This is a genomic window from Telluribacter roseus (assembly GCF_017355915.2).
Taxonomy (GTDB): domain Bacteria; phylum Bacteroidota; class Bacteroidia; order Cytophagales; family Spirosomataceae; genus Telluribacter.
On the sequence record NZ_JAFEUV020000008.1, the window covers coordinates 19,970 to 33,291 of the forward strand.

A 13,322-nucleotide genomic window follows, 5' to 3' on the forward strand; every position below is an offset into this window, starting at 1 on the left:
CTGCATTTACTGCGCCTGATCTCTTGCTTAATTAAAATTTGTTGCTGTATATTTGCACTCTCAAACGTCGTACGCCGAAGTGGTGGAATTGGTAGACACGCACGTTTCAGGGGCGTGTGGGGGTTGCCCTGTGCGGGTTCGAGTCCCGCCTTCGGTACACAAATAATCCTTCTAAGGACTGGCAACAGGAATTAGAAGGATTATTGCTTTTACGGCTATTAAAGTAGTCTGACCTGCATCCGCACGCTTCGCTCCTCCTATTATCGCTGAGTCCCTGCTCCGGGACATATAGTGCCTCTCAGTATACTTCATCGGTTAATTAGTAACAGGTTAGAATATGCCTCTACTTATCAAAAGGTAGTAGTAGACTATTATTTCTCCAGTACATTCACAAGCTAGTGCGGTACTTTGCTGGTCAATAAGGTAAAAATGGTTACTTAATCTCTTTTATTTGTATAAGTATACAGGAGTACAAATTGTCTGCTTATCTGCACTAACGGATAGGATTAACCCACATAGCCATGACTGAAGAAGAAAGGCTGCGCGAGCTGTCGAAGTATAGTATATTGGATACGCCACCCGAAAAGGAACTGGACGAACTGGCACAAATCGCATCGGCCATTTTTAATACTCCTATTTCGCTGGTATCGCTGGTGGACGAAAAGCGGCAGTGGTTTAAGGCCAAAGTAGGTATTGACGTTGAAGAAACACCCCGCCAGTATTCGTTTTGCCAGCATGCGCTGCATACGCCCAATGAAGTGTTAGTGGTGAACGATGCCCTTGACGACGAACGATTCAGGAACAATCCTATGGTAGTGGGTGAGCCTAATATCCGCTTTTATGCCGGAGCCCCTCTCGAGACGCCGCAGGGAGCCGTATTAGGAACGGTATGCATCATAGATGATAAGCCCCGAGATCTGCCGGAGATCCAAAAGAAAGCCCTGCAACTGCTTGCCAAGCGCGCTATGGACCTGCTGGAAAAAAGGCGGCTGATCATAGAGCAGGCCAATAAAATCGAATCGGATGCAGTACGGCTGAAAAAGCTGACGGACTATGTTCCGGGCGTTATTTTTCAGTTTGAAATTAATGAATCCGGTAGAATGTCTTTTTCATTCGTGAGCAAGGGAATCACGAAGGTACATCGCAAACTGACTCCTGAGTTGCTCGAAGCCAGTCCGAACCATTTTTTTACTGTCATTCATCCTGATGATATAGCCCACGTGCAGGGGAGCATCAACGAGGCGCTCCGGGATAAGAATGTCTGGAAGGTAGAATTCCGGATTATTTCGGAGGAGGAGAAGACCACCTGGCATTTTGTGGATTCGGTACTGGAAAGAAACAAAGATGGAGCGATCACCTGGTATGGTATGCTGCAGGATGTGACCGAACGGAAAGAGTACGCCCGCACCCTTGAGCAGATCCTGTTTGATATCTCCCACGTCCTGCGCAAGCCCATCGCTAACATGGTCAACCTGGTGACTATCATTCAGGACTACGGCCTGGATGAAGAAACGCAAAAAGAGTACATGAGCATGCTGAAGGCCGTATCCGACGAACTGGATATATACACCCGCCAGCTCAACGACGACTACCACTTATTAAGGGAAAAGAATAAAGGAGGGAGGTGAAGTATGTAGTCTATTTATGAAGTGAACATTATTACTGCTACGAGAAATAATTGATAGTAAAAGCAACTTCATATTTCGGAAGAACGTCTTGATTAATTGAAGCTCTTTTCAAAATAGGTTAATTTGTTGTGTAACTGTCTTTGTGAGTTGCTCAAGATTCATGAATGTTACGTTCTTCATTCTTCCTTTAAGCTGGCTCCACAATAGCTCTGCGGGATTTAGCCACGGCGGCGGACCGCTCTGGACTGTAAACAGGTATTTCTCTACATGAATTCGTCCCGGCTTTGAGCGTAATAAATATTCCACTGCCTGAGAACGATGAATAGTTGCGCCATCCGCCGAGCGGCCTCGCCAAATAATAAGCAGATTCTTCCTATGATTGTGCCCGCACAACTTTTTTAGGAAGCAAACTATATCCCCGCTTGTAAAGGGCTGAGCTTGACCAGCTACATAAAAGCGTTCGTTGGGAGCTACCGCAGCAGCGATAGGATTTTAATGCTCTCTTCCTGCTCGTTCTTTTATAACCGGTGCTCTCCCCCTGAGAGCATACGTATGAGCAAACAGAGTAGTTAGTAACAAGCTGATTCATCTATGTATAAAGCTACTCGCTGTTCAGCCTCAGCTATTTTTAGTTCAGGAAGACATTTTTTTCGCCATTGTTTAAGCGCTTGAACATCCTGTTGACGCGCTTTACGCTGGGGCCGCTTCGGCGTTCCGACCTTTTCTATTCAACAGCCTTCTTGAGCAATCTGCCTACTTGTGACGGATCGTACTATAGTCCATACAGCACCACTTAAACCATGATGCTTTAACTCGGTCACTAGTTCAATAAGTTGCTTGTCGGACAGACGAGTAGGAGTTCCCGTACGCTTGCCTTCCTTTAATGCCGCACTTCCTCATTCTCGGTATTTCTTCAAGGTCTGGCTTACCCAACCTTGGCATAGTCTGAAAGCTGTAGCTATCTATGTCTGCTCTCAACCTTTATTTCTCAGCTCGACGCAACGGTTTAGTAGCGACTCGTAATTACTTCTTTTGTAGCTTGCCAAAAGCTATGAAGATAGATATTTCTTAATTATTCACCTGTCAATATCTAGGAGAGCTGAGGGACAGTGGGTGAAGCCTTTATAGTGAGACTTGTACTGATGTACTTCAGGTTATGAATTGTTTTTATTTATGGGCATATAAATGTATTATAAGTTTAGAGTGTATTTTAAGTAAAGATTTGTTGGAATAATGTTCTGATAAGCGGAGCATTATTTATTTCAAAGTCTGATATAGTTGTTTTTTCTATAAATAGATATTGAATATTCATTTTGGCACCAAAGTTGATTGTTCAAAATTGTGCATAACAGTTATGCTATGATTTTTTTTCTAACTCTTCAACCTGTTTATTATTATAGATTTCTTGATGGTGGTATGTGAGTCAACTTCTTGCTTTATTTACTTATTAGTCTGGTTTAGTATACGGTAGCAAAGCTCTATTCCTGATTGTTATGCTGTCAGGTAGATAGATACAATGAAAATATTGAGTGGGGAGAAGATCTGTACTATACAGTTGTATATGTACATAACTAGGGACATTAGTTAATACTTTTGCTAATATACATGGCTCCCGATATTCATAAGAAGATACGTATATAATATATTATCTGTATGTAAAAATATAGTCCATTAGCTAATTGAATGTAGAAATATATCATAGTATTAAAGGTAACATAAGAATAAAATTACTGTAAATAATCATTTTTAAGCTTTATGCTATTACTAACTCCTCCTCTACCATGATGACCAAGAAATACATCTTTTTTATACTATTGTTGTTCCCCTATTTAAGCTTTTCGCAAGGAAAGCCGGTTTCGGAAAGCGAGGCTCGCACTAAGGTTTTTGAAAACTATGACATATCTAAACATCAATATATCCATCCAGACCGGGAAATTGAAGCTTTAAATAAGATTATTGATTATGCTTCGCAACGAGTGCCATTTCTGACAGCAACACAGCTTAGGGCTGGTAAAGCTGATACGTCCCAAGTAGTACAGATTATCAAAAATGGTCAGATTTTTACCTACTGTTATGATGCAAACTGCAGCACCGAAGACGACTCGGCTACGGTCTTACGGCATGGTAACAGGCGGTATGTAATAAACGTGGAGCGTATCACCCCCCAGATTTGGGGAGCTGTGCCTAACGATGGGAAGGACGATATTGTGGCTTTGCAAAAGGCCAGTGACTACTGTATTAAAGCTAAACGTAATTTATACATACCGGCAGGCGATTACAACATTTCAAGACCATGGATAATTGGTAGAAGATCAGGGGCTTATACATTCAGCAACTATGCATCATTAAGTATAGAAGGGGAAGCTGCCCAGCTAGAAAGCAGCCAGAATGCCACTCGTATTTTACCCTCGTATAACAATACTTTCGCAATTGGTATTACAAATAGTCGGGGTATAAAAATTTCTAAGATTAAAATTGACGGGCAAAACCCTGTCAATAAGATTTTGACTGCGGCCCAGGAGCCCCTTCTTGATATTAATAACTATGTACTTAATGGATCTAGGGACAGTCAGTATTCACCATATGCAGGAATCGTTATTGATCCATTTTCGAAAACAGTTCCTGAGGATGGAGGATATCCTGGTATGACTGCATATTATAACAGCAGTGTTTCCGGAACAGCCAAATGTACCTTTGAAGACGTTGTGGTTACAGATTTTGTGGTTGGGTTCCTAATTGAACCCTATATGCCTGGCGCCCCTTTGGGCAGCGAAATTACGTGGAGGAACTGTGTCGTAAAAGGAAACAAGGTAGGAGTAGCTAGCTGCAACAATCAAAATCGGAATCTGCTCTGGTATGGTGGAAGCGTTGGAACGTGCTACTATGCATTTGATGGGGCTAGTTATGGAACTAGAACAGGGAATATACCCCATATTTTTGGAGGAAACTACGGGGGGAAGTACTTATTCAATGCAAAGAATGCCAACGGTGAATCTACGGTTAAGGCATGGGGTATGCATGCTGAACGATTTGGTGGTATTGGTTTTTTTGGTGGAGCAGGTGTATCTGGTACTAATCCGGCTATACTTACAGATTGCAGATTTAGTTTTGGATTTCCTACTTCTTCGGTAGATCATCACATAGTAGCGTATTCATCAATCTTATTTCAAAACTGCGTCTTTGCCAATACAAAAGCAGAATATGAGGGAGCACCACTCAGAATTTGGAAGTGGGGAGCTGTAAATATCACTTTCCAGAACTGTAGCCTGAGTAGCGGAGGGGGCAACTTGGCTCTACCCGTATGGGCTGACTCGGAGTATAACTTTATAGGTAACTCATTGGCAGAAGGTGGACATAATCAGGGAGGCAGCCAGGGAAGTACTGAGTTGACCAGCAACAAGCGTGCAGCTTCAAAGGCCGCTTTGAATCGACATACACTAACAGTACAAACTATTCAATTTGCTGATGATCCTGGTTCCATATACTACGTAAATAAGGCTGTTAATACTATTAATTTAGGCACTCAGACATTAACCAAAGATCCTGCTACTGGTACTGCAACCTTTACTGTAGATGATCCTGGTGTTGTTAAGGTGGGAGATCACATCATTAACCGGACTACTACTAACTATGAAAGCTATTTGGGAACAAAAACCTTATCTAGTAATGTAAGCCCAATTGGTACAATCTCGGCTATCAGCGGAAGTACTATAACTATCAGCGGAATTCCAGAAAGTATTAATAGCGGAAACTATAACCTGTTCAGCACCTGGTGGTCGCGCTACCATGAACCAACAATAGGCGATGTGATTTCCGGGCAAAATGTGATTAGAAACGTTAGCAAGCCTGATGCATGGAAAGTTGGTAATCACATTACAGGGGCTGGTATTGCGCTGGGTACTTATATTACTGCCATCAGTGGCAATACTTTTACTATCTCTAAAAACGCTATTGCTACTAATTCAGGTACTAAGCTCTTCGATACCATCGTATATAAAGTAACAGGAACGCAGGATTAGATAATAATATCTATACGCAGGTATAGACGGCAGAAGTTAGAGTAATCGAGCCAGAGGTGGTAGCCTTTGGCTCCTTTGGTTATTTGTATACAGAGACGTAACAGTAGGCACCGGTGAAATAAATATCTAAGAGCCTTTATAACCTCCTTGCTACCATATTAAAATTAAAGGCTACCCCCGCTTTTTCTCCCGTACCTTCTTGGCAATTCGTACGGCGGACATAATCACTACCGCGAAGGCTATCAGCCCTACTACGCCCCAGATCCAGTCGAGGGTATTCTTAAGTACTACCAGAAATACTATAGCAAAGAGAAATACCGTAGCTACTTCGTTCCAGAGGCGCAGCTGCAGGGACGAGAAGCGGAAGTGTCCGCGGCGGATTTCGAGCAGAAGCTCGCGGGTATAGAAGTGGTACGCCAGCAGGCCCGCCACAAATCCCAGCTTGAGCTGCATCCAGCCCTGGTTGATCCAGTCGGGCGTGATGTACAGCATAGTAGCACCGGTAATAATGGTCAGCCACATAGCTGGTACCATGATGGCCCCCCATAGCAGCTTTTCCATCTTGATAAACTGGTTGAACAGTACGTCGCGGCCGGGCTCGGGGAGCTGCTGGGCTTCGGTATGGTACACAAACAGCCGGGGCATGTAAAACAGGCCCGCAAACCAGCTTACTACGAATATTATATGCAGAGCTTTGACGTGAAGATAGGTCATGAAAATGGCTATGGAATCAGGGCCTGAGCGGATAAACTTTCCGCAGCCACGATACGTTACTAAATTATCTAATCAAAAGAACAACATAGTTCGCATGAAAACAACCCTCCTGCTTTTCACGCTTGTGCTACTGAGTATGGTAACAGGGGCGTCCTATGCTCAATCAACCAAAAACCAAACCAAAAAAATGAATAGCGAACCTACTTCAACCGCGGCAGGACTGGAAACGGCAACCTTCGGAACGGGCTGTTTCTGGTGTACAGAGGCCGTTTTTGAATCACTGGACGGAGTGTACAATGTGGTATCAGGGTATTCGGGCGGTCAGGTACCTAACCCTACCTACCGGGCCGTGTGCGAAGGTACCACCGGCCATGCCGAGTGCGTACAACTCAACTACGACCCCAGCAAGATCAGCTACGCCGAACTACTGGAGGCTTTCTTCCGCAGCCATGACCCTACCACGCTCAACCGCCAGGGTAACGACGTAGGTACGCAGTACCGCTCGGTGATCTACTACCACAATGAAGAGCAGAAGCAACTGGCTGAGCAGGTGAAGCGTGAGCTCGACCAATCAGGAGCGTTCGGTAAGCCTATTGTGACGGAGATATCCGAAGCTGAGACATTTTACAGAGCCGAAGACTACCACCAGAACTACTTCGCCAATAACCCCGAGCAGGGATACTGCGCGTTTGTGGTAGCACCCAAGCTGGATAAATTTAAGAAGGTATTTAAGGACAAGCTCAGAAAAGAGCTGACGAACTGAGACGGTCCCCACTATATTAATTCTGCTATCTGTACCTGACAGGTAGTAGTGATACGCAACAGAGCCCGGCTGCCTATGGCAGCCGGGCTTTTTTATGCTGGTAAGTAGCTGAATAAGGTGCCTTATAATACAACTATACAGAGGAATAGACCGCTGAATAAATCTTTTTAAAAAATTTTACTTTATATGAGTATAATGTGTCATTATCTGATTTAATAGTACTACTGCTTCATCAGATTGTAACCGATAAGGTGTAACCATTATACACTTATATGCTTCATCGTTTCGATCATCAGGTAGTTTTTAGCTAAATGATTATTGCATCAGTGTAATAATCATTTTTTATGTACCTCTCTAATTATGTAATGTTTAACCCAAAATGAAACACTATGACAGAGCACACATCCTGATCTACTCGCCTTTTCTTGCCTGTATATGAGGTATATACAGTGAAAATCTCAACTTAGACTTAACCAATGAAAAAAAAATCTACTTCACTATATATGTTCCGCCCCAGGAACATATTCTATAAGAGTCTGCCCATACTGCTGGTGCTAGCCTGCCCGATCGGAACCCAGGCCAGTGCCCTCAACGCATCCAGCTTAGTTATTAAAAGCGCAACTGTTGACAAAACAGTAAAAGGTAAGGTGACTGATCAGGAGAGCGGAGAAGGTCTGCCTGGTGTTAACGTGGTTGTGAAAGGAACCAATGTCGGAACCACTACCGACGGAAGCGGAAACTATACCATCTCGGTGCCTGACAACGGGGGCGTTCTGGTTTTCAGCTTTGTAGGTTATACAAGCCAGGAAGTACCGGTAGGTAACCGCAGCACCGTTGATATAGCCATTGGATCAGATACCCGGGTACTGAATGAAGTGGTGGTAATCGGTTACGGTACGGCTAGAAAATCAGATCTGACCGGTGCCGTAGGCTCAGTAAAAGAGGCCGAACTTAAAGAGCGTCCGGCTCCTTCTCTGAACCAGATGCTGGCAGGTCGCCTGCCCGGTGTACAGGTCAATACCAACTCCGGTCGTCCGGGGGGTAGAACCAACGTACGTATCCGCGGATTCAGCTCTATCAACTCTTCCAACAACCCGCTGTACGTAGTGGACGGAGTAATGCTCCCTCAGGCTAACCTTGCTCAATACAGCTCACCCATTGACTACATCAACCCCAACGATATCGTATCGGTAGAGGTACTGAAAGATGCTTCTTCAACGGCTATCTACGGTGCCCGTGGTGCAAACGGGGTAATATTGGTAACTACCAAGAAAGGAAGAGCGGGTGAAGGACAGGTAACGTACAGCACTGACCTGAGCGTGCCTACCATTGGTCCCAAGCGGCCTCAGGTACTGAATGCCAGAGAATATCTGAAAGTGGAAGATCTGGCCTATGCCAACATCGCCAAGTATGATCCGGCCGGCTGGGCATCGGGCAAGTATGCTAACCTGGACCCTGTTAAGCGTCGTAGAGACTATGCGGCTAAATTCCCCGGTGTTTTTGATGCTGACCTGAATCCCCTGCACGATACGGATTGGTTCAAAGAAGCTACCCAGAACCGGGTGTCGCAGAACCACCAGCTGGGTATAAGCGGAGGTAACAGCCGCACTACCTATGCCCTGTCGCTCAACTACCGCGACGAGCAGGGGTTGATCAAGACTACCTACCAGACCCGCTACGCCACCCGGTTTAGTATCGACGACCAGGTGAAAAAATGGCTGAAAATAGGTGCTACCCTCAGCTACAACCACCAGACCGAGAACCTGTCGGATATCAATGATGCCGTATCGCGTCAGATCGTAGAGGACTTCCCGTTCCTGCCGGTACGTTATGCCGACGGTACTTTCGCTAATAACCGTGACTACCCACAGGCTGAAGGTACTATGAGCTCAATACACCGCCTGATGGGCCGGAAGTATATCATAGGTACCCAGACTACCCTGGGAAGCTTGTATACGAACCTCACGCTGGCACCAGGCCTGGAAATGCGTACCGTATTGGGTGTAAACGCCATTGGCCAGGAAATAAACCAGTCGAGCACCCGTACATTGGCCATATCGCAGTTTGGTACGGCCGAGAAAGTGTTTAACAAACAGATGTTCTGGTCGCTGGAGAATTACCTTACCTATACCAAGACCTTTAATGGTATCCATGCTTTTACGGGTTTGGCAGGTATTTCGTGGCAGGAAACCAGGTCTACTGCTATGCGGGCCTACATCCAGAACTTTGCTACGGACTACTTTGGCTTTGATAACCTGGGTGCCGGTGCCACTAACCCTCAGGTTGGATCGGGCGCTTCACGCTTCGCGTTTAACTCGTACTTTGGCCGTATTAACTATAGCCTGAGAGACAAGTACCTGGTGACTGTAACCGGCCGGGCCGACGGATCGTCTAAGTTTGGAGACAACCACAAGTTCTCGTTCTTCCCGTCGGCGGCTCTGGCCTGGAAAGTATCCGAGGAAGACTTCCTGAAAGGAAATAACCTGATCTCTAACCTGAAAGTACGTACCAGCTATGGCGTAACGGGTAACTCCGAGATTCCACCGTACTCATCCCTGTCGCTGCTTAGCTCCAACTACTCTGCTGTATACGGAGATACCCGTGTAGGTGGTACTGGTATCAACCGTCTGGCTAACCCTAACCTGCGCTGGGAAAGAACTGCCCAGAGTGACGTAGGGGTAGAAGTAGGCTTCCTGAAAGGACGGATATCTTTCGAAGCTGATTACTACTACCGTAAGACAACGGATATGCTACTGGATGCTCCCGTACCCCGTACCAGTGGTTACGCTGTAATCCGGAAGAACATTGGTTCAATGGAGAACCAGGGTGTAGAGCTATCTCTGAATACTGTTAACGTAGAAAGAAGCAACTTCAGCTGGACAACTAACTTCAATGCTTCTTTCAACCGCAACAAGGTACTGTCGCTGGCTACTCCTTCGGACATCTTCGGAGTGGGTGGTCCTAACTTCACGAACCCAACCAGTATCATCCGCATTGGTCAGCCGGTAGGCTCCTTCTGGGGACTTATCCGGGATGGCGTCTGGAGTGAAGCCGAGCGTGATGAGGCAGCTCAGTTCCGTAGCTACCGTAACAACCTGCCTATGCAGCCCGGAGATATCAAGTATCGCGACCTGAACGGTGACAAGGCTATCACAGATGCCGACCGTACCATCATCGGTAACGGTAACCCTAAAGGCTGGGGTTCTGTAATGAACACAGTTCGTTTCGGTAACTTTGACCTGACCCTTGACCTGCAGTATGTATACGGAAACGACGTACTTGATCTGACCCTGCACCCAAGCGAAGACCGCCAGGCTATTGCCAATAGCTACAAGTCAGTACTGGATGCCTGGACACCGCAGAACCAGAATTCACCCATCGCCGAAATTCGTGAGACCCGTGCCGGCTACGTAACCAATGTAGATACCCGCTGGGTGTTTGACGGCTCTTTCATTCGTGGTCGTAACCTGCTGCTGGGCTACAACGTACCCTCAGAACTGACGTCACGGATGAGACTCAGCCGTCTGCGCGTGTACCTGTCGGCTCAGAACTTCTTCCTGCTGACCAAGTACCCACATGGCGATCCTGAGGCTACACCTACCAACGGAGATGCAGCCAGCAACGTATTCTCGCAGGGTATCCTCTGGCATGGCTATCCCAAGCCAACCATCTACATGGGAGGTATTCAACTTACATTATAAGTTTGATATTTATTTTCTAAATAATATTCAATATGAAGTTATATAATTTGAAAAAGGCTGGTCAGATACTCCTGTGTGGGGCTGTACTGCTCGGGCCTACCAGTTGTAATGATTTTTTGATGGAGAAGGATCCATCCAACCTTACGCCGGAAAGCTTTTATAACATTCCAGACCACGCCGAGGCGGCCATTGCAGCGGCTTACTCAGGACTGCGGTTCTACGGGGATGGCGCCGGTATCTTTTCATCTAACTGGCAGATGCTGGAAGCAGTAACAGGTACCGCTACCACCGAAACTGCTCAGAACTCGGACCTGAACAACCTGTACTCGCTCTCGTACGATGGGTATACGATGCACATCGTCAACTGGTGGAATGGCCTGTACCGCGTAGTAGCCAATGCCAACATGGTGCTGGAAAAGGTACCGCCTATTACGCCGATGCCTGATACTCAGAAAAAGAAGATTCTGGGCGAAGCTAGTTTCCTCCGGGCCTGGAGTTATTTTAATATCGTTCGCCTGTGGGGGGATGCTCCGCTGGTTACCAAGCCGCAAACCGCTACTTCCGAAGATTTCTCACCTTCCAGAGCTTCTCAGGAAGAGATTTATAATCTTATTGTGAGCGATCTGAAAACGGCCGAGGAAGCCGGACTGCCCTGGATGGATCCATCAGGACGCGCCAACCAGGCGGCAGTGAAGGCGCTGCTGTCGAAGGTGTATCTGACCATGGCGGGATTCCCGCTGAGCAAAGGTGCTTCGCACTACAAGCTGGCGGCTGACAAGGCCAAGGAGGTGATTGATTATGCCAATGCCAACCCGTCGGAAATCAACCTGTTCCCTACCTACAAGGATGTACACCGCGAGAGCCTGAAAAACCGCGTTGAGCATCTGTTCATGATTCAGTACAATGCTTCGGTAGCCGGTAACCCTATGGGTAACTACTTCCCGAACTTTAAGCCCGTTACATTTGCCGGACCGGGTGGTACAGGTAGTACGGTGCCTACTACATCGTTCTACAACTCGTACGAAGCAGGCGATCTGCGTACTAAAGATCAGGAAGGCTGGTTCTATACGACCTACTTTACCAACGGTAACGGTGCCCGCTTCGAACTGGGAGCACCTTACGTGTTCAAGCACTTCAACCAGACGGCCAACGGCGCGGAAGGTGTAGCCGGTACCCGTACCGACAACCTGAACGTACCACTGATCCGCTACGCCGAAGTACTGCTGATCTTCGCGGAGGCGCAGAATGAGCTGGGAGCTCCTACGCAGGAAGCTTACAACGCGTACAAGAAGGTACGTGACCGCGCTCAGCTCAAGACGCCGGAGCTGGGTACTTTCACCCAGGCTTCATTCCGGGAGGCGGTATGGCGGGAGCGCTGGTACGAGTTTGCGTACGAAGGCATTACCTGGTTTGACATGGTGCGCCTGCGCAAGGTGTTCAACGAAAAGACCAAAGGCTTTGACAACTTCGTAGGTCACGTGAACCTGAACACCAACGTACCCCTGGCTGAGAAGCACCTGCTGTTCCCATTGGGTGTACAGGAGATGCTGAACAACCCGAATCTGAAACCTCAGAACCCGGGCTATAACTAGTACATAGCCCCTGAATAATTACAAACCGCCCCGGTCACTACCAATGCCGGGGCGGTTTTTTTTATGCCTCTACTTACCCATGCAGTACCTGTACTTTACTTAAAACAGACGTATGGATGAGAGCTGAATGGTCACTGGAAAGCCCTAATGAATCCTGTACTTAGTAGTCAGTATAGGTATGACTGTTTACAACCAGGACGTGGATTTTTAGAAAAAGTACAACTAGTTAGGAAGCTACACTACTTCAGGAGAAAGGCTTTTATACAGTTCATACGTGTTTTTATACGCTCTAACTAGCCATTTGCTAAGTTGACAAGTTCATTTGTTCATGAGCAAACAAAAATAGCTTTACTTTGTCTTATTAATTACTCACCCAAACAATTCTCAATAGCACATGAAAAAATTCTTCTTGACTTTTGTTGTAATGGCCATGTTTACACTGGCATCTCAGTCTGCATTCGCACAGTATGAAAAAGGCGATAAATTATTAAATGTAGGTATCGGCTTAGGTACATACGGCTACGGCGGTATAGGTCTTGGCGGATCCTTCGAAGTAGGTGTACATGACGCTATCAGCGTAGGTGCATTGGGAGGTTATTCAAGCAGAGGGTATCTGGGCTACAGATGGTCAGTACTTACCATTGGTGCTCGTGGTTCATACCACTTCAACGAGCTACTAAACCTGAATGACGAAAGATTCGACCTTTATGCCGGTTTAGGACTTGCTTACCGTAATATCAACTATGGTGGTATCTACGATAGCTATGGCGATGGCGTTTCACTTCTGGCCCACATTGGAGGCAGGTACTACTTCAAACCCAGCACGGCTTTATTCGCTGAATTAGGCTCTGGATTTAGCGTACTGCACGCCGGAGTTGCCTTCAAATTCTAACAGAAGCAATATA

At 46.4% G+C, this 13,322-nt stretch carries 8 protein-coding genes and 1 tRNA gene; 7 read left to right on the top strand and 2 right to left on the bottom strand.

Annotated elements, in window-relative coordinates; genetic code table 11:
- Positions 1-73 precede the first annotated feature (73 nt).
- Both JTN23_RS15370 and JTN23_RS15375 read left to right on the top strand, forming a co-directional pair.
- Positions 74-157: transfer RNA gene (locus JTN23_RS15370), tRNA-Leu, on the top strand.
- 364 nt (positions 158-521) lie between these two features.
- Positions 522-1,628, top strand: a complete 1,107-nt coding sequence (locus tag JTN23_RS15375; RefSeq protein WP_247235745.1) for a GAF domain-containing protein — start codon at positions 522-524, stop codon at positions 1,626-1,628.
- A gap of 108 nt (positions 1,629-1,736) precedes the next feature.
- Here the strand turns inward: JTN23_RS15375 and JTN23_RS26035 are convergent, their stop codons facing one another.
- The gene (locus JTN23_RS26035) at positions 1,737-2,114 is read right to left on the bottom strand and encodes a transposase (RefSeq protein WP_409049453.1); all 378 of its coding nucleotides are present in this window, start codon (positions 2,112-2,114) and stop codon (positions 1,737-1,739) included.
- A gap of 1,295 nt (positions 2,115-3,409) precedes the next feature.
- Between JTN23_RS26035 and JTN23_RS15380 the strand changes: the two genes are divergently transcribed.
- Positions 3,410-5,647: a hypothetical protein gene (locus tag JTN23_RS15380; protein ID WP_247235746.1), complete on the top strand. Its 2,238-nt coding sequence runs from the start codon at positions 3,410-3,412 to the stop codon at positions 5,645-5,647.
- 171 nt (positions 5,648-5,818) lie between these two features.
- On the opposite strand, the gene JTN23_RS15385 is transcribed toward JTN23_RS15380, so the two are convergent.
- Positions 5,819-6,361 (bottom strand): CopD family protein, encoded by a 543-nt coding sequence (locus JTN23_RS15385; RefSeq protein WP_247235747.1) that lies wholly within the window; start codon positions 6,359-6,361, stop codon positions 5,819-5,821.
- A 187-nt stretch (positions 6,362-6,548) separates the two neighbouring features.
- On the opposite strand from JTN23_RS15385, the gene msrA reads away from it, so the two are divergent.
- The 4 genes from msrA to JTN23_RS15405 all read left to right on the top strand — a co-directional run bounded on the left by msrA (position 6,549) and on the right by JTN23_RS15405 (position 13,309).
- On the top strand, positions 6,549-7,124 hold the full coding sequence (gene msrA, locus JTN23_RS15390) for a peptide-methionine (S)-S-oxide reductase MsrA (RefSeq protein WP_247235748.1): 576 nt from the start codon (positions 6,549-6,551) through the stop codon (positions 7,122-7,124).
- 476 nt (positions 7,125-7,600) lie between these two features.
- A complete protein-coding gene (locus JTN23_RS15395) occupies positions 7,601-10,825 on the top strand; it encodes a SusC/RagA family TonB-linked outer membrane protein (RefSeq protein ID WP_247235749.1) in 3,225 nt (1,074 codons plus the stop codon).
- A gap of 32 nt (positions 10,826-10,857) precedes the next feature.
- Positions 10,858-12,417: a RagB/SusD family nutrient uptake outer membrane protein gene (locus tag JTN23_RS15400; RefSeq protein ID WP_247235750.1), complete on the top strand. Its 1,560-nt coding sequence runs from the start codon at positions 10,858-10,860 to the stop codon at positions 12,415-12,417.
- A 394-nt stretch (positions 12,418-12,811) separates the two neighbouring features.
- Complete coding sequence (locus JTN23_RS15405; RefSeq protein ID WP_247235751.1) at positions 12,812-13,309, top strand: hypothetical protein; 498 nt, start codon at positions 12,812-12,814, stop codon at positions 13,307-13,309.
- Positions 13,310-13,322 lie beyond the last annotated feature (13 nt).

Excerpts from the sequence above, each read along its gene's own strand:
- JTN23_RS15375 (WP_247235745.1), top strand. The coding sequence starts at position 522 with ATGACTGAAGAAGAAAGGCTGCGCGAGCTGTCGAAGTATAGTATATTG.
- JTN23_RS15380 (WP_247235746.1), top strand. The coding sequence starts at position 3,410 with ATGATGACCAAGAAATACATCTTTTTTATACTATTGTTGTTCCCCTAT.
- JTN23_RS15385 (WP_247235747.1), bottom strand. The coding sequence starts at position 6,361 with ATGACCTATCTTCACGTCAAAGCTCTGCATATAATATTCGTAGTAAGC.
- msrA (WP_247235748.1), top strand. The coding sequence starts at position 6,549 with ATGAATAGCGAACCTACTTCAACCGCGGCAGGACTGGAAACGGCAACC.
- JTN23_RS15395 (WP_247235749.1), top strand. The coding sequence starts at position 7,601 with ATGAAAAAAAAATCTACTTCACTATATATGTTCCGCCCCAGGAACATA.
- JTN23_RS15400 (WP_247235750.1), top strand. The coding sequence starts at position 10,858 with ATGAAGTTATATAATTTGAAAAAGGCTGGTCAGATACTCCTGTGTGGG.
- JTN23_RS15405 (WP_247235751.1), top strand. The coding sequence starts at position 12,812 with ATGAAAAAATTCTTCTTGACTTTTGTTGTAATGGCCATGTTTACACTG.